This window comes from Streptomyces sp. NPDC018019, assembly GCF_044327805.1.
Classification (GTDB): Bacteria; Actinomycetota; Actinomycetes; order Streptomycetales; family Streptomycetaceae; genus Streptomyces.
In genome coordinates, this window is record NZ_JBIRGD010000009.1 from 256,420 (window position 1) to 272,885 (window position 16,466).

Annotated in this window: 14 protein-coding genes; 5 read left to right on the forward strand and 9 right to left on the reverse strand. The window is 73.5% G+C overall.

The genetic code is table 11. The annotated features are described in order from the left end of the window. Positions 1-88: 88 nt before the first annotated feature. From ACH4FX_RS17925 to ACH4FX_RS17935, 3 genes are all read right to left on the reverse strand, one after another. Positions 89-1,447, reverse strand: coding sequence for a cytochrome P450 (locus ACH4FX_RS17925; protein ID WP_398479903.1), 1,359 nt, complete (start codon positions 1,445-1,447; stop codon positions 89-91). Between the two features lie 37 nt (positions 1,448-1,484). Then, positions 1,485-2,195: a helix-turn-helix domain-containing protein gene (locus ACH4FX_RS17930; RefSeq protein ID WP_398479905.1), complete on the reverse strand. Its 711-nt coding sequence runs from the start codon at positions 2,193-2,195 to the stop codon at positions 1,485-1,487. 108 nt (positions 2,196-2,303) lie between these two features. After that, entirely contained in the window at positions 2,304-3,149 is an 846-nt protein-coding gene (locus tag ACH4FX_RS17935) for a protein phosphatase 2C domain-containing protein (RefSeq protein WP_398479907.1), read from the reverse strand. A 694-nt stretch (positions 3,150-3,843) separates the two neighbouring features. On the opposite strand from ACH4FX_RS17935, the gene ACH4FX_RS17940 reads away from it, so the two are divergent. The 5 genes from ACH4FX_RS17940 to ACH4FX_RS17960 are packed head-to-tail and all read left to right on the forward strand — an operon-like array spanning position 3,844 to position 9,549. Next, on the forward strand, positions 3,844-6,717 hold the full coding sequence (locus ACH4FX_RS17940; RefSeq protein ID WP_398479909.1) for a nitrate- and nitrite sensing domain-containing protein: 2,874 nt from the start codon (positions 3,844-3,846) through the stop codon (positions 6,715-6,717). Next, a complete protein-coding gene (locus tag ACH4FX_RS17945) occupies positions 6,714-7,199 on the forward strand; it encodes a roadblock/LC7 domain-containing protein (protein WP_398479911.1) in 486 nt (161 codons plus the stop codon). The genes ACH4FX_RS17940 and ACH4FX_RS17945 overlap by 4 nt, the downstream gene beginning before the upstream one ends. Further along, positions 7,196-7,597 carry a DUF742 domain-containing protein gene (locus ACH4FX_RS17950; protein ID WP_398479913.1) on the forward strand — a complete coding sequence of 134 codons (402 nt, stop codon included), beginning with the start codon at positions 7,196-7,198 and terminating at the stop codon, positions 7,595-7,597. The genes ACH4FX_RS17945 and ACH4FX_RS17950 overlap by 4 nt, the downstream gene beginning before the upstream one ends. A 4-nt stretch (positions 7,598-7,601) precedes the next feature. Next, positions 7,602-8,258 (forward strand): GTP-binding protein, encoded by a 657-nt coding sequence (locus ACH4FX_RS17955; RefSeq protein ID WP_398479915.1) that lies wholly within the window; start codon positions 7,602-7,604, stop codon positions 8,256-8,258. A gap of 40 nt (positions 8,259-8,298) precedes the next feature. After that, the gene (locus ACH4FX_RS17960; protein WP_398479917.1) at positions 8,299-9,549 is read left to right on the forward strand and encodes a styrene monooxygenase/indole monooxygenase family protein; all 1,251 of its coding nucleotides are present in this window, start codon (positions 8,299-8,301) and stop codon (positions 9,547-9,549) included. Positions 9,550-9,620: 71 nt separating this feature from the next. Here the strand turns inward: ACH4FX_RS17960 and ACH4FX_RS17965 are convergent, their stop codons facing one another. The 6 genes from ACH4FX_RS17965 to ACH4FX_RS17990 form a co-directional block, all read right to left on the reverse strand. Continuing rightward, the gene (locus ACH4FX_RS17965; protein WP_398479919.1) at positions 9,621-11,174 is read right to left on the reverse strand and encodes an alpha/beta hydrolase; all 1,554 of its coding nucleotides are present in this window, start codon (positions 11,172-11,174) and stop codon (positions 9,621-9,623) included. Between the two features lie 121 nt (positions 11,175-11,295). Next, positions 11,296-12,564 carry an NlpC/P60 family protein gene (locus tag ACH4FX_RS17970; protein ID WP_398479921.1) on the reverse strand — a complete coding sequence of 423 codons (1,269 nt, stop codon included), beginning with the start codon at positions 12,562-12,564 and terminating at the stop codon, positions 11,296-11,298. Between the two features lie 190 nt (positions 12,565-12,754). Next, the gene (locus tag ACH4FX_RS17975; RefSeq protein ID WP_398479923.1) at positions 12,755-13,930 is read right to left on the reverse strand and encodes a chitinase; all 1,176 of its coding nucleotides are present in this window, start codon (positions 13,928-13,930) and stop codon (positions 12,755-12,757) included. A gap of 214 nt (positions 13,931-14,144) precedes the next feature. Next, entirely contained in the window at positions 14,145-14,408 is a 264-nt protein-coding gene (locus ACH4FX_RS17980) for a hypothetical protein (RefSeq protein ID WP_398479925.1), read from the reverse strand. A gap of 63 nt (positions 14,409-14,471) precedes the next feature. Beyond that, positions 14,472-15,212, reverse strand: coding sequence for a TetR/AcrR family transcriptional regulator (locus ACH4FX_RS17985; RefSeq protein WP_398479927.1), 741 nt, complete (start codon positions 15,210-15,212; stop codon positions 14,472-14,474). 192 nt (positions 15,213-15,404) lie between these two features. Next, positions 15,405-16,352, reverse strand: a complete 948-nt coding sequence (locus ACH4FX_RS17990) for a diiron oxygenase (RefSeq protein ID WP_398479929.1) — start codon at positions 16,350-16,352, stop codon at positions 15,405-15,407. Positions 16,353-16,466 lie beyond the last annotated feature (114 nt).

A 16,466-nucleotide genomic window follows, 5' to 3' on the forward strand; every position in this document is an offset into this window, starting at 1 on the left:
CGGACCCCGGCGGGGCGGTGCGCACCGGCTCCCGGCCGGTCCTCCATGACGGCCGCCTCCTCCGCGGACGGCCGGCATCCCGTACGGGTCAGCTCTGTGCGTTTAGCCGCAGCGGCAGCCGCCGCAGGCGCCAGGCACCCGGCTGACGCATGCGTTCCTGCTCCTCCAGCTGTTCGTGGGGCACGGCGAGCTCCAGCCGCGGATAGCGCGCGAGCAGCTTGCCGAAGGCGACCTCGGCCTCCTGCCGGGCCAGCGAGGCGCCCAGGCAGTAGTGCATGCCGTGCCCGAACCCGACGTGGTCCTCGGCCCGGCCCGCAGGCTGCCGCGTCAGGTCGAGCTTCTCCGGCTCGGTGTAGTGCCGCGGGTCGTGGTTGGCCGCGACGAGACTGAACATCAGGGCGTCGCCCCGGCGGACCTGCGTGCCGGCCACCTCGGTGTCCTCGGTGGCGTACCGCAGCTGGGTGGCCTGGATCGGCCCGCACCAGCGCATCAGCTCGTGGACCGCGCGGGGCAGCAGGGCCGGGTCCTCGTCGAGCAGGCGACGCTGGTCGGGGTGGGTGAGCAGGGCGAGCGTGCCGTTGCTGATGAGGTGGGCGGTGGTCTCGTGGCCGGCCAGCACCAGCGTCAGCACCATGGTGACCATCTCGGTGTCGCTGAGCCGGCCGCCGTCGTCGTCGTGCGCCCGGATGAGCGCGCTGAGCAGGTCGTCGCGCAGGGTGGCCCGCCGCTCGCGGATCACCTCGTGGATGTGCTCGACCATGCCCGGTACGGTGGCGCCGATCCGCTTCGGGTCCAGGGAGGCCAGGGCGGCCCCGAACTGCCGCCACAGGTGCCGGTCCGCCTCGTCGATCCCGACCAGCTCGCAGATCACCGTGATCGGCAGCGGGTACGCGAAGTGCTCGACGAGGTCGACGACGCCGTCCGCCGCGTGACCGGGCAGCCGGTCCAGCAGCTCATCGGTGATCCGTTCCACCCGCGGCCGCAGGTCCTGGATACGGCGGGCGGTGAAGGCACGCGACACCAGGCGGCGCAGCCGGGTGTGGTCCGGCGGGTCGCTGGTGAGGATCGTCTCCACCAGGTACGGGGCGACGTGCTCGGGTATGCCGAACAGCTCGATCAGCTGGGCGCGCGGGTCCTTGCCCGTGCTGTCGAGCACGCGGGTCGGGTCGTTGACGAACCGCGGGTCGCGCATCACCTCGCGTACCACGTCGAAGCGGGTCACGAACCAGACGGGCGAGTCGTCGAAGAACCGGCCCCGGACGAGCGGGCCCTGCTCGCGCAGCTTGCCGTACCCGGTGTACGGGTCGCTGAGCAGTTCCGGCTCCATCACGTTCGGCTCGCCCGGGTGCAGGCCTACGTAGTCGGGCAGCCCGCCGGGTGTGGTGGCGGTGGTGGTCGGGGCGCCGGGCGGGGTGGCCGCGGCGGACCCGGTGGGCGATGTGGTCATCGTGCGTTCTCCTCCTGATCAGGGGTGTGACCGGGGATCACTGGCGCAGTTGCCGCCGCACTTCCTGCCGGCTCAGCTCCTCCAGGCGCTGGTAGTGCGCGATGATGCCGGGAGCGGCCGCGGCGATGAGCCGTGGGTCGGGATCGGCGTGGGTCTCCAAAGTGGTGCGGATGGTGTGGCACAGCACGTCGGCCCGCTCCTCCGGCCGGCCCGGCGCGCGTTCAGGGAAGAGCACTTCCGCCTGGAAGAAGCCGGCGGCGATCGCCATGCAGGCGTACATCTGCTGGTCGACGCTCAGGTCCTCGCGCACCAGGCGGTGCTCGCGCAGCACCGACAGCTGCGCGCGCAGGGACTGGGTGCCGGCCGCCATCAGCTCCGCCAGCTCCTTCTTGGCGATCTCGTTCAGGCGGCCGAGTACGTCGGAGTCGTCCAGGTACACGGCGCGCAGCACCGGGTCGTCCATGAAGTCGAGGAGGGCCCAGCGCAGCAGCCGGCTGGGCAGGATGTTCCTGTTGTCGGCCCGCATCCGGGCCAACTGGCGCTGGTGGTCGGCGCACTTGGCCCGCAGGACCACCGCCAGCAGCAGGGCGTCCTTGTTCTTCCAGTGCAGGTAGACCGTGCCCTTGCCGACGTTCGCCCGGCGGGCGATCTCGTCGGTGGTCACACGGCGGTACCCCCAGGCCAGCAGCAGGTCGCAGGCGGCGTCCAGGATGCGTTCGCCGCGTTCGGTGCGTTCCGCCGCTTCCATGTCCCTCCTTGACTCCGTGACCAGTTTTCGAAACTGGTCACGGAGTCAAAGCTAGGCCGGGCGGTGCCCGCCGGGTAAGGCGGTTTCCAGCCGTGCGGCGAGAGCTTCCTACGGCTCCACCAGCACCACCGTCGCGTCGTCCCGGGACTTGCCGCGAGGGAAGCGCGCGCCGTCCGGGTCGGCGGCCTCCAGCGTCCGTACGCGGTCGACCAGGGCCTGCGGCCCCTCCTTGCGCACCACCGCGAGGCAGTCCGCCCAGGAACCCTCGCGGAAGACCTCGACCCACCGTGATGCGCCGTCACTGAGGGCGGTCAGGGTCCGTACTTCGGCGCGCGGCAGGGAGCCGGTGACCGCCCGGGCGGCCACCGCGGGGTCGGCCGCAGCGGTGAAGAAGCCGCCCTCGGCGTTGCGCAGCGCCTCGACCGCGGCCCCGTACTCACGGCCGGCGGCGGCGCGTTCGGCGGAGCCGCGCGGCAGTCCCCGTACGGTCTCGCGCAGGGCCTGTACGGCGGGCGGCAGTTCGTCCAGGCGGGTGTCCAGGACCGGCCGGACCGTGCCGTCGGGGTGCTCGACGAGCAGGACGGAATCGGACAGGACCAGGTACTCGACCGCCTCCGGCGACCAGCGGACGGCCACCGCGGTTGCCTGCGGGGTGCGCGCGTGAGAAAGGTCACAGGTGGACCGGTGAACTTCGGCCGTCCGGGAGATGGCGGCCGAAAGTGCCTCAGGGAGCGTCATATCCCGGAATGAACCGGACAGTTCGAGCATTGCGCCACCGAGGCGCGCGGTGTACCAGGGCACGCCGTGGGAGCAGCCGGTGTCGTCCGGCGGCGGGGTCACGCCGTCCAGCAGGACCAGCACTCCGCCCTGGCCGGAGGCGGGCAGGGCGACGGACGCGTAGTCCTCGTTCGGGTGTTGGGGGTCTCCCGGCTCGGTGGCCAGTTCGATGCGCATGCCGGTCAGTCTGCCGCAGCGCGTCCGGTTTCCCGCGGTGTGCCGTCTTCGCCGGATCCGGCGGGAGTAGCAGCAGGTCAGGGGCGTAACCGGGGCTGGAAACCGCGGTCCCCGCAGATGCGGGCGCGCATCCTTCCAGGACCCTGTACGGTTCGCCAAACCCGCTCGGGGGTTGCGAAGGGTTGCACGCCGCGGCGGCCGGGACCGGAAGTTGATGGTCAACTTCCGATTGATGTTCACTCATTCGAGTGGCCAGGCATGCGTTGCCGGGCCACTGCGCGATGCCGGTGGAATGGTCGTGGCCCGGATCATGGGAGGGGCCAAAACGCTCGTCGCGACGCGCAGAGCCGGGCTGCTTCCCTCGCGGACGTGTGAATTGCTGCGGTCTTCGCACCGATCCGCCCCGCGAGCGGAGAGCGAGCCGGGTCCGCGGGACCACACGGTGTGGGCAGGCGAGACAGGAATGCGAGCAGCGGTGCGGAAGAAGCGGCTTCGGGACGGCGCGGTCGAGCCGGGATCGCCGGCCGGTCCGGTTTCGGGTACGGCTCCGGGCGTCGCCCCGGACGCGCCCCCGGGGACCGGAGCGGCGCCGGGCGCCGCGGGGTCTCCCGGCGCGCCGCAAAACCGTAGGAAAGGTACGTCCCAGGACACTCCCGCCGCACCCGTCCCGTCGCCCGCCGGACGCCCCGCGCGGGTGCGCAACCGGCTCGTCGGCGCGGTGGCCGTCGCGGCACTCGCCGTCCTGGGCGCCGGCGCGCCCGCCATCTTCTCCGCCGTGGACGACGTCCACGACTCCCAGCGGCTGGTCGACCTCGCCGGGCTGAACGCCCATGCCGTCACGCTCGCGCACTCCCTCGCCGACGAGCGGGACGCGATGACCGAATTCGTCGCGGGCGGGCGCTCCGCCAAGAACGGCGGCGCGGGCGTCCCGGAATCCCAGCGGGCCCGCGTGGACCGGCAGATCGGCGAGCTGCGCGGGGTGGCGAACGGTGCCGCCGGTGCCACCGACGCCTACCGCGCGGCGGACAAGCTCCTCACCGCGCTGCCGCAGACCCGCCAGAAAGCACTCTCCGGGCCCGGGCAGGTCACCGAGACCTTCGACGCCTACACGGCCGCCGTCCAGGCGCTCGGCGCGCTGTCCGACGCCATCGCCCGCGACCTCCCCGCCCGCGCGAACGACATCGCGCCGGACGTCCGGGCCCTGCCGCAGCTCGGCCGCGCCACCGACCAGGCGGCCGCCACCCGCGCCCTGCTCGTCCCGGCCCTCGCCGCCGGCGGCCCGCAGCCCAGGCTCACCGCCACCGCCCAGACGTCCTTCGTCCGCGAACAGGCCGCGCTGGCCGCCTTCAAGCAGTCGGCGAGCCCCAAGGCCCGGGACGCCTACGACCGCACCGTCAACGGCGGCGACGTGAACACCGCCGAGGCCTACCTCGCCAAGCTCACCGACCAGCCGCGGCTGGACGCCGACGACCAGCGGCTGAGCAGCGCGCGCGTGAAGACCGCGCTCACCGCCCGGATCGGGCTGATGCGCGGCGTCGAGGCGTCGATGGCCACCGCCGACATCGACCGGCTGAGCGCGCTGCGCGACGACGACGTCACGGCGCTGGAGCTCCGGATCGCGCTGGTCGGCGTCTGCCTGCTGATCGCGGCCGGTGCCAGCGTCTCCGCATGGCGCTCGGTGACCCGGCCGCTCGCGGCGCTGCGGCTGGGCGCCCAGCGGGTGGCGGCCGACCCGGCGGGCGAGGCCCCGGTGGCGTTCAAGGGGCGCAACGACGAGTTCGCCGACGCCGTACGGTCCGTCAACGCCCTGCACGCCCGGGTGGGCGAGGCCGGCCGCCGGATCGCCGAACTGGAGGGCGAGCGCGCCCGGCTGGTCGGCGGGCGCCGGCGCCTGGTGGCCGAGCGTGAGGGGCTCCAGGAGGAGCGGGCGGCGCTGCGCCAGGAGGTCGCGGACCTCACCGGGCGGATGACGGCGCTGCGCACCGGCGTGCACGGCCGGTACGTCAACCTCGCCCTGCGCACCCTGGGTCTGGTGGAGCGCCAGCTGACCGTCATCGAGTCGCTGGAACAGAAGGAGCAGGACCCCGACCGGCTGGAGACCCTCTTCAAGCTGGACCACTTCGCCGCCCGGATGCGGCGCAACAGCGAGAACCTGCTCGTGCTGGCCGGAACGGAGCACGGCACCGGGCACCCCGGGCCGGTTCCGCTGCTGGACGTGCTGCGCGCCTCGATCAGCGAGATCGAACGGTACGAGCGGGTCCGCATCCAGTCGCTGCCGCCGCACTCCCAGGTCGCCGGGTTCGCCGCCGACGACATCAGCCACCTCGTCGCCGAGCTGCTGGAGAACGCCACCGCCTTCTCGCCGCCGGACTCCCACGTCGAGCTGTCCGGCTGGCTGCTGGAGAGCGGCGAGGTCATGCTCTCCGTGCAGGACGAGGGCATAGGGATGACCGGGGAGCGCCTGGCGGAGCTGAACGCCCGCCTCGCCGACCCCGCCGGGGACGACGACGGGCTCGGTACGGAGGACGAGACCCTCGGGCTCGGTCTGTACGTCGTCGTACGGCTCGCCGCCCGCCACGGTGTGCGCGTACAGCTGCGGGACCAGAAGCAGGGCGGGATCACGGCGGTCGTCGTGCTGCCCGCGGCCATCCTGCCCACCCGCCCGGCACCGGGCGCCGTCACGCCCGCGCCGCCCGGCGAGGGCGGCACCCAGAACCTGCCCGGCTCGGTGGCCGAGGCCAACTCCAACACGCTCCAGACGCGGCTGCCGCGCCTGGAACAGGGTGGCACCGCCGAAACGGTCCACGGTTCCGAGGAGGCGCCGGTCCCGGCACCGGGCCCGGCCCAGGTCCCGGCCCAGGCTCAGGACCCGGCCCCGGCAGGGGAACCGGCCGCGGAGCCGGTCGCGGCACCCGCCCCGGAAGCCGCTGCGGAACCCGCCGGGCCCGAGGCGCCCGCCGGACGTGAGGCACCCGCCGGGCCCCAGGCACCCGCCGGTCCCGAGACACCCGCCGCCGCGGCGACCGACGGCCCGGCGGCCGGAACGAGCCCGTACGGGCCGCAGTCGCCCGGCCCGTACGCCAAGGAGACCGCCGAGCACGGCCGGCCCGCGGAACGCCCGGCGCCCGGCGCCACGGCACCCGCCGCGGACACGACCACCGGCCGCGGCGCCTCCGGCCCGTACACCGCCGGACCCGCCGAGCACACCCGGCCGGACGCCGCGGCACCGCCTGCCGGGCGGCACGCCCGGCCGCAGCAGGACGACGCCACACCGGCCGGCGAAGGCGCCGCCGCGCCGCGCCGGCTGACCGACCAGGGCCTGCCCAAGCGCACGCCCCGGATCGTGGCGCGGAAGCCGCCCGCCACCCCGCGTACGGGCAGTGCGGCGGTCAACGCCGAGGCCCTGCGGGCCCGGCTCGGCGGCTTCCAGCAGGGGGCGCGGGACGGCCGGCGCGATGTCGAGGCCGAGATCGCGGAACGTACAGCGGAGCAGACCATCCCACAGACGGACACCGACGGAGCGGGGGCCCCGGGAGAGAGCCACGTTGTCGAGGAGGCACGCGATTGAACGCGCAAGCGCCCACTGCTTACGGACTGAGCAGCCAGGCACGGAACCTGCACTGGTTGCTGACGAATCTGGTCGATGAGGTACCGGGCATCCGCTCGGTGGCCGTGGTCTCCTCCGACGGACTGCTGCTGCTCTCCTCCGACCCGGCACTCGCCGCCGCGGCGCCCCGGGCCGGGCAGCAGAGCCCGCGCGGATCCAGCGCGGACCTGGCCACCATCGTCTCCGGGCTGGGCAGCCTCACCACGGGCGCGGCCGAACTGATGGACGGCGGAACGGTCAAGCAGACCATGGTCGCGATGGACGAGGGCAGCCTCTTCGTCATGTCGATCAGCGACGGCTCGCTGCTCGGGGTGCACGCCACCCCGGACTGCGACATGAGCGTCATCGCCTACCACATGGCGCTGTTCGTCGGCCGGGCCGGCCACGTCCTGACCCCCGAACTCCGCAGCGAGCTGCGCAAGTCGATGGAGAGCGCCCAGTGAGCCCCAGCCCCGAGCTCCCCGTCCGCGGCGGGGACCGCAAACCGTCGCGGGTGCGTCCGTACTCGCTCACCGGCGGGCGCACCCGCTTCGGGCACGTCCTGCTGGTCGAGACGTTCGTGGCCGCCCTGGACGGCCCGGAGGAGCGCCGGGAGCTGACCTCCGGCGGCTGGGGCGACCGGGTGATGCCGGAGATGCGCGCGATCGTCGAGCTGTGCCGCCGGATGCGCTCGGTCGCGGAGATCTCCGCGCTGCTCAAGATGCCGCTGGGCGTGGTCCGGGTGCTGCTCAGCGACCTCGCCGACCAAGGAAAGATCCGCGTCTACGGCACCGGGCACGGCACCGGCCGGCCCGACCGCGCACTGCTGGAAAGGGTGTTGGGTGGACTTCGCAGGCTCTGACACGATGACGGCCGCCGCGGCCGGGGTGGCCGGAGCGCCGCAGGTGTCCGCCGCCGGGGAACCGGCGCTCGACGAGGAGGCGGGGCTCCAGAGCTGGCAGACGGATCGTTCCCGCGCCCCCATCGCGACCAAGATCGTGGTGGCCGGCGGCTTCGGGGTGGGCAAGACGACCTTCGTCGGCTCGGTCTCCGAGATCACCCCGTTGCAGACCGAGGCGGTGATGACGCAGGCCAGCGAGGGCACGGACGACCTGTCCGCCACCCCGGAGAAGACCACGACCACGGTCGCGATGGACTTCGGGCGGATCACCCTCGACTCCGACCTGGTGCTGTACCTGTTCGGCACGCCGGGGCAGCAGCGCTTCTGGTTCATGTGGGACGACCTGGTGCGCGGCGCGATCGGCGCCGTCGTGATGGCCGACACCCGCCGGCTGGACGACTGCTTCCCCGCGCTGGACTACTTCGAGAGCTGCGGCCTGCCGTACGTCGTCGCGGTCAACCACTTCGAGGGGACGGCCGAGTACGCCGTCGAGGACGTACGCGAGGCGCTGACCGTGCCGCCGCACGTGCCCGTCGTGATCATGGACGCGCGCAAGCGGATCACGGTCGTCGAGTCGCTGCTCACGCTCGTCGCCCACGCCCTCGAAACCACTCCCGAATAGCCCGAGCCGCCCCCCCCGTATCTGGGAAGAGAGCACAACCATGCGGAAGATACTCATCGTCGGAGCCGGCCAGTCCGGGCTCCAGCTCGCCCTCGGGCTCCAGTCCCAGGGCTATGAGGTCACCCTCATGTCCAACCGCACCGCCGACGAGATCCGCTCCGGCCGCGTGATGTCCACGCAGTGCATGTTCCACACCGCGCTCCAGCACGAGCGCGACCTGGCGCTGAACTTCTGGGAGAACCAGGCCCCGCGCATCGAGGGCCTGGGCGTCTCGGTCGCCGCCCCCGGCAGCCACGCGGAGCCCGGCGGCACCCAGCGGGCCGTCGACTGGGTCGGCAAGCTGGACGGCTACGCCCAGTCCGTCGACCAGCGCCTGAAGATGGCCGGCTGGATGGAGACCTTCGCGCAGCGCGGAGGGCAGCTCGTCATCCACGGCGCCGCCGTCTCCGACCTCGACTTCTTCGCGAGCCGCTACGACCTGACGCTGGTCTCCGCCGGCAAGGGCGAACTGGTGTCCATGTTCGGGCGCGACGCGTCCCGTTCGCCGTACGACGCCCCGCAGCGCGCGCTGTCCGTGGCGTACGTGCACGGTCTGGGCCCGCGCCCGGAGCACCCCGACTTCGACGCGGTGCGCTGCAATCTCGTACCGGGCGTCGGCGAGCTGTTCATCATGCCGACGCTGACCAACTCCGGCCGCGCCGACATCCTCTTCTGGGAGGGCATACCCGGCGGCCCGCTGGACGTCTTCGCGAACATCCGGGACCCCCACGAGCATCTGGCGACGACCCTGGAGCTGATGGAACGCTTCACCCCCTGGGAGTACGCGCGCGCCACCAAGGTCGAGCTGACCGACGCCAACGGCACGCTGGCCGGGCGCTACGCGCCGACCGTGCGCCACCCCGTCGGCCGGCTGCCCTCCGGCGGGCTGGTCCTCGGCGTCGCGGACGTCGTGGTCGCCAACGACCCGATCACCGGCCAGGGCTCCAACTCCGCGTCCAAGTGCGCCGCCTCCTACCTCGCCTCGATCATCGAACACGGTGACCGGCCCTTCGACGCGGAGTGGATGCAGTCCGCCTTCGACCGCTACTGGCAGACCGCCCAGCACGTCACCAGGTGGACCAACGCGATGCTGGCGCCGCCGCCGGAGCACGTGCTGAACCTGATCGGCGCGGCCGGACAGCTCCAGCCGGTCGCCGACCGGTTCGCGAACGGGTTCAACGACCCGGCCGACTTCGACAACTTCTTCTTCGAGCCGGAGAAGGCGGAGGCGTATCTCGCTTCGCTCGGTTAGCCGGCGGTCCTGGTGCGCCCGGGGGCGCGTTGTCCTCAAGCGCCGGACGGGCCGGTGGTGACCGGGCAGCTTCACTGATCGGCCTCAGAGGCCGGACGGGCCGGTTGCGGGCAGCTCACGTTCCCCGCCGGGGCCGCGCCCGTGAGCAGGTACCTGCCCACCAGGGCGTCCACGCACGCGTTGCCGTTCTGGTACTGCCCGTGGTCGCCGCCCGCGACGGTGACCAGGCGGGAGCCGCGCAGGGCCCGGTGGGCCCGCAGGGCGCCCTCGTAGTGGGCGGCCGGGTCGTGCCGGGAGGCGAGCATGAGGGTCGGCGGCAGGCCCGCGCCGCTGACCCGGACGCGTGGGGCGCGGGAGGCGGGCCAGGCGGCGCAGGTCGCCGCGAAGGCCAGCGACCGCGCCCCGACCAGCGGATACCGCGCGGTGTACGCGGCGGTACGGCGCACCCACCCGGCCATGTCACGGCTCCACGGGGTGTCGTTGCACGTCACCGCGGTGAACTCGGCGAGGAACTCCGGGCTGAGGTAGCCGCCGAAGACCTTCCCGGCCGTGTCGCGCTCGGCCGCCGTGGCGGTGCCCCAGTGGTCGAGGGCGGCGAGCGCGGTGGCCAGCGGGGCGAAACCGCGGGCGGTGTTGTAGAGGGCCTGGCCGGTCCCGAAGTCCAGGCGGTTGGCGGTCATCCGCCGGCCCCCGCCCAGGTCGGCCGGGTGCGCGCCCAGGGCGCGCCGCCGTGCTTCCCACTTGGCCTCCGCCGCGGCGGCGGTCCGCCCGTAGTGGTACGTGGCGTCGCGGGCGGCGAGCCAGGGCAGGAAGTCCTGCTCGAACCGCCGCTGGAAGCTGAGCGGCTGGCCCGTCTCGAAGGTCTGCCAGGTGCCGTCGAAGCCGACCGGGCTGTCCAGGACCAGCCGGTCGACACGGTGCGGGAACTCCGTCGCGTAGTAGGCGCCGATCATGGCCGCGTACGAGGGCCCGTAATAGGCGATCGTGCGGGCGCCGAGCAGCGCGCGGAACAGATCCATGTCGCGCACGGTCTGGTCGGTGGTGAGGTACGGGGCCAGGCCGCCGCCTCGCTCGTGACAGGCGCGGGCCAGCTCCCGCGAGCGCCGTACGGTGGCGCGCACGGCCGCGGGTGAGCGGTCCCGCGAGTCGTCGCCGAAGAACGCGTCGAACTCCGCCGGGGTCTGGCAGCGCAGGGGCGTGCTGAGCGGCAGCCCGCGCTGGTTGAAACTCACGATGTCGTACGCGGCGGCCACCGCCGGCGACCTCTCGGCGAAGCCGGCCGGTCTGGTCAGGCCCTGCCCGCCGGGGCCGCCCGCCGCCATCATCAGCACGCCCCGCCGGGCCGCCGGTCCGGCCGCCCGGTGCCGGGACACGGAAATGCCGATGTCCGGGCCGTCCGCGGGGTGGTGCCAGTCGCGGGGCACGGTCATCACCGCGCATTCCAGCGACGGTGCGCCGTCGCACGCGTGCCAGTTGAGCCGCTGCTCCGTATAGCGCGCCGGAACGCGCGTCCCGCCCTCCGCCGCGGCGGCGGGCCCGGTGGCCGCCGGCAGCAGGGCCGCGACCGTCGCCGTCACCAGGCCCGCGACGGTGGCTCTGCCCCGCCGCTTCCCGAACACCCGCATCGTTCCTCCCCAAGGTGTGTGTACGGCCGTGCCGCCGTACGGGAACGATGGTCGCGGTGCGCGGGCGCGCGGGTCGATCACACGGGTTTCACTTCCGGGGTGGCACCAGTGCCACCTCCGGTCAGGCGGGCCCGGTGGCCGGCCCGTACCCCGTGTCGGCGCCCGCCGTCGCGTCCGCCGGGAGGGGCGGCGGGACGTAGGCGCGCAGGGCCGCCGCGTCCCGGTCCGGGCGTACGGCGCCGAGCAGCGGGTTCGCCGCGATGGGGGAGATCTTGACGTGCGCGCCGGGGCGCGGGGCCTGCACCACCATGCCGTCGCCCAGGTACATCGCGACATGCGTGGCGCCGGGGAAGTAGATCACCAGGTCACCGGGGCGCAGGGCGCTCAGCGGCACGTGCGGCAGCTGCCGCCACTGCTCCTGGCTGGTGCGCGGGATGGGCCGACCGGCGTGCGACCACGCCTGGGAGGTGAGGCCGGAGCAGTCGAAGGAGTCGGGCCCCTGCGCGCCCCACACATACGGTTTGCCGACCTGCCGCAGGCCGTACCGGACGGCCCGGTCGCCGCTCTCCGAAGGCGCCCGCGCCCCGCTCAGCTCGCCGGACGCCAGCAGCCGGCGCTGTGCGTCGTCGGTGCCCCGCTGCTCCAGTCTGCCGAGTTCGGCGAGCTGGTCGTCGGAGAGCGTGGCGAGCAGCTCCTCGACCTCCTTGAGCCGTCCCGTCACCGCGTCCCGCTGCTGCCGCCGCCGCTCGGTGAGCACCTGCTGTGCGTCCAGTGCCGCCCGCGCCGCCCTGGCCAGCTCGTCCGCCCGCTTCTCGGCGCCGGTCAGGCGGGTGACGGCGGCGGCCTGACCGCCGGCCGCCTCCTTGAGCAGGTGGCCTTCCTCCAGCACCTCCTCGGGGTCGGCGGACAGCAGCATGCGCAGGTACGTGGACAGCCCGGCGGCGCCGCTGCCCTGGTACTGCTGGCGGGCCAGCCGTCCCGCGTCGGCCTGCTCGTCGGCGAGCCGCGTACGGGCGCGGGCCAGCCGGACGTTGAGGTCCTGGGAGGTGCGGCGCTGCTCCTTCAGGTCCTCTTCGGTGGCGTTGTACGCCTCGGTGGCCTGCTCGGCGCGGCGGTAGAGGTCCTGGAGGCGGGTCAGCAGACGGCGGAGCGAGTCGTCGTCGGAGCCGGTCGTGTCGGCGTCGGTTCCCGCGTCGGTTCCGGTGTCGGCGCCGGCGTCGGCGGCGCCGGGGTCCAGGACCTCCCCGGCCGGGGCCGGGTCCGGCTCGGGGGCGGCGTGGACGGGGGCGGCGGGCAGCGTCAGCGTGACCGCGCCCACCAGCGCCATCGCGCAGACCGACCGTACGACCCGCCCCGGCCCGGACCGGACCGGCGTGCACCGCTGCGACACGAACCCACCTCCGACGGACAGCTCGGCTCCGGCGGACCCGCGGTCCGCCGCCCGGTTCGATCGGATCGTGCCACGGTGGTCGTATCTTCGCCGTGGGGGTGCGTCCACCGGAGCGGTACGGTCACCCGATCGGGCGCCGGGGGCGTGTCCCGGCGCCCGGTGACGGCCGTGGTGTGCTTCTGAGGGGCGGTCAGCCGCCGTAGTACGCGTCGAAGTTCTTCTGGAACTCCCAGCCGCCGAACCGGTCCCAGTTGACGGACCAGGTCATCAGGCCGCGCATGCCGGGCCGGCGGCCGTGGGGGCGGTAGCCGCCGCAGTCGGTGCCCCGGGTGAGGCAGTTGAGGGCCTTGGTGACCTCGGCGGGCGGGATGTGCCCGTTGCCCGCGTACGGGGAGGCGGGCAGGCCGATGGCCACCTGGGACGGCTTGAGCGCGGGGAAGACGTTGTTCTGGTTGCCGGCGACCGGGAAGCCGGTCAGCAGCATGTCGGTCATCGCGATGGGGAAGTCCGCGCCGCCCATGAAGTGGTACTGGTTGTCGAGGCCCATGACCGGGCCGGAGTTGTAGTCCTGGACGTGCAGCAGCGTGAGGTCGTCGCGCAGCGCGTGGACGACCGGCAGGTAGGCGCCGGCGCGCGGGTCCTGGCCGCCCCAGGGGCCGGAGCCGTAGAACTGGTAGCCGAGCTGGACGAAGAACGTCTCCGGCGCCATCGTGAGTGTGAACCCGGCGCCGTACCGGGCCTTGAGTGCCTTGACCGCCGAGATCAGGTTGACGATCGACGGGGTCTTCGGGTTCTTGAAGTCGGTGTCGCCGGTGGCCAGGGAGAGGGAGTGGCCCTCGAAGTCGATGTCCAGGCCGTCCAGCCCGTACCGGTCGATGATCGCGCCGACCGACTGCACGAACCGGTCGCGGGCCGCGGTGGTGGTCAGCTGCACCTGTCCGTTCTGCCCGCCGACCGAGATCTGCACCTTCTTGCCGGCGGCCTGCTTCGCCTCGACCGCGGCCTTGAACTCCGCCTCGCTCTCCACGCCCGGACACTCCGTCTTCGGGCAGAGCGCGAAGCGGATGTCGCCGGAGGTGGTGGAGGTCGGCTCGCCGAAGGCCAGGTTGATGACGTCCCAGCTGTCCGGGACGTCGGCCAGGCGGGTGTAGCCGGAGCCGTTGGCGAAGCTGGTGTGCAGGTAGCCGACGAGGGCGTGCTCGGGGAGCGTCTGCGTGCGGGCGGCCGGTGCGGGGGCGGCGGCGGTGGCCGGTGGAGCGGCCTGGGCCGGGGCGGCGAGCAGGGCCGTGGCGCCGAGGAGGCCGGCGGCGACGGTGGCCAGGGCGGCGGTCAGGGGTCTTTCGGACAGGCGGCGGCTGCGGCGCATGGGGGGTGCTCCTTGTGGTCGGCGGTACGGAGGGGACGTACGTGAGTGCCGAAGTGGGAGGGGCCGCCCCTGCGGAGTGGGGCCTTGCCAGGGAGGCGCAAGCGCGGCTCCCCCCTGGGCAGGCAGCAAACAGGACTAGACCAGTGCTGTCAATGGTCCGGACCGGAGTCGGGGGTACCGCCCGGGGTACGCCCGCCGGCCGCCGGAAGCGCGGTCAACGCAGCCTGGACCACGGCCACTTGGGCCCGCCCTGCGGCTTCCCCTCCGGGTCGTACTCGTACTTCCACCCCCGCGGCAGCCCCAGCCGCCCCGCCCGGCCCGGCGCCCGCCGGTACAGGTGCACCGTCGGCGGGCTGCCGTCGTCGTTCGGCACCGGGATCTCGTACGTCTTCGGCGGCTGGCCGGTCGCGCCGACGAGGACCGGCAGGACCCGCCCATCGAGCGGGCCGCCGACGAACGGGGTGTTCTCGCTTCTCACCCCACCAGTCTCACATCGCGCGAGAGCCGGTGAAAGCGCAGGTCAGGCCAGAGCGGCCGACGATCACAGGAGGTGGGCCGCATCGCCCACGAGAGGCAGCACCCGCCGGGCCAGCACGCCGACCGGCCCGTCGGCGGCCTCCATGGCCAGGGCGGCCCGCGTCACCTGCGCGGCCTGCTCGTCGGTGGCCGCGGTCGCGGTCAGCAACGCGATGAAGTGGTCCACCAGCCAGTCGCGCAGCTCGTCCAGCGGCGGGTGCTTCTCCTCGTCCAGCCAGATCAGGGACGCGGCCTCGACGGCGGTTATCCACGTACGGACCGCCATCCGCAGCCGGGGCGACGGGGTGGCGGCGCCGAGGTGGTGCAGGATCCGCTCGGCCGCGGTGCGCCGCACCTCGTCCACGATCGCGGACGTACGGGCGGTCTCGACGACGCTGCCGCCCTGGAGCAGGGCGCTGAACCCGGCGTCGTGCTCGTCCACGAAGGCCAGGTAGCGGTCGAGCGCCCGGCCGAGGCGCCGCGTCAGCGGGCCTTCCTCCGGCTCGTCGAAGCAGCCCTCCAGGATGTCGGCCGCGCTGCGCAGGGCCGCCTCGTACAACTGCTGCTTGCCGCCGGGGAAGTAACGGTAGACCAGCGGCCGGGACACCTGTGCGGCGTTGGCGACGTCGTCCAGCGACACGTCCTCCGGGGCGCGCTGGGCGAACAGGCCCAGGGCGGCGGACAGGAGTTGGGAGCGGCGCTCCTCGACGCTGAGCCGCCGGTAGGCGGGTCGGGGGACTGCTGGGGCGGTGCCGCTGCCGTTCATCCCAGCAGCGTAACCGCCCGGTCGTGGACGCGCCGGGGCGGGTTCGGGGGCCCGGGGCGCACCCGCGCGCACGGACCGGCGCAGCGCCGGTGCCCGCCGGGCACGGCCCGGGCCGCCGCCGTGCCGCCCGGCCCGGGCCCGAATCGCACCCGCGTTCCGGCCGTCGCGGCCCGTGTCCCGTGCCCCGCGCCGCTACGCCAGCAGCCCCGAGCTCTTCCAGAGCTTGCGGCCCACGCCCCGCAGGACGCCGATGTCGTCCAGGAACTCCGTCAGCCGGCCCGCGCCGGACTGCATCACCTCGCGCCGGTGCCCGCTGGCCTTCACCTGGGCGACCGCCTCCCGCCGGTCCAGCCCGACGTTCGAGTAGACCTGCGGGTTGACGAAGGCGATGGAGAAGACGCGGGCCGCCTCCCCGCTGCTGAGCCGGGTCAGCTCCTGCTCCCAGCGCGGCGCGGTGACCATCTGGCGGCGCAGTTCCTCGCGGGCGTAGCGGACGTGCCGGGCCTCCTCGACGACGTGGATGCGGGTGACGCCGCGCACGATCGTCTGGACCCGCTCGTCCGGGAAGGTCAGCCGCTGCATCCAGTCCAGGATCTCCTCGCCGAGCAGGGTGCAGGCGAACGAACCGGGCGTGGTGGAGACGGTCTTGAGGATGCGCGCCAGGTTGTGGTTGAGGCGGGAGACGGGGTACGTGGGCGCCCCGCCCTTCTGGATCATGCGCGCGAACATCTTCGAGTGCCGGCACTCGTCGGCTATCTCGGTGAGCGCGTAGCGTACGTGCGCGCTGGTGACGGACTTGTCGTAGATGTGCCGGACCAGCAGCTGCATCAGGATGATCTCGAACCAGATGCCCAGCGAGGCCAGCGAGGCGGCCTCGTGCCGGGACAGCTCCATCCGCTGCTCCTCGGACATCTTCTTCCACAGCGGGGTGTCGTAGAGCGACACCAGCTCCGGCGGCCAGAACCACTTGCCCTCTTCCAGGGGTGCGTCCCAGTCGAGTTCGGTGTCCGGGTCGAAGGAGTGCTTGGCGGAGGAGTCGAGCAGTCGTTCGGCCACCTGCTCGCGGTCCTTGAGCAGCCCGAGGGCGTCCCGGAGGGCTTCCGGCTCCGTCACGGTCGTCGCTGTCGTCACGGTCGTCATGGCTGTGGCTACCTCGCTCGTGGGTTACCCGCGGTCACGTCTTATGAGACTGCTTGTCAGCAAGCTCGTCAATCCCCTGTGCGCGACTTATTGACCCCCCGGTAAGTCCCGTGT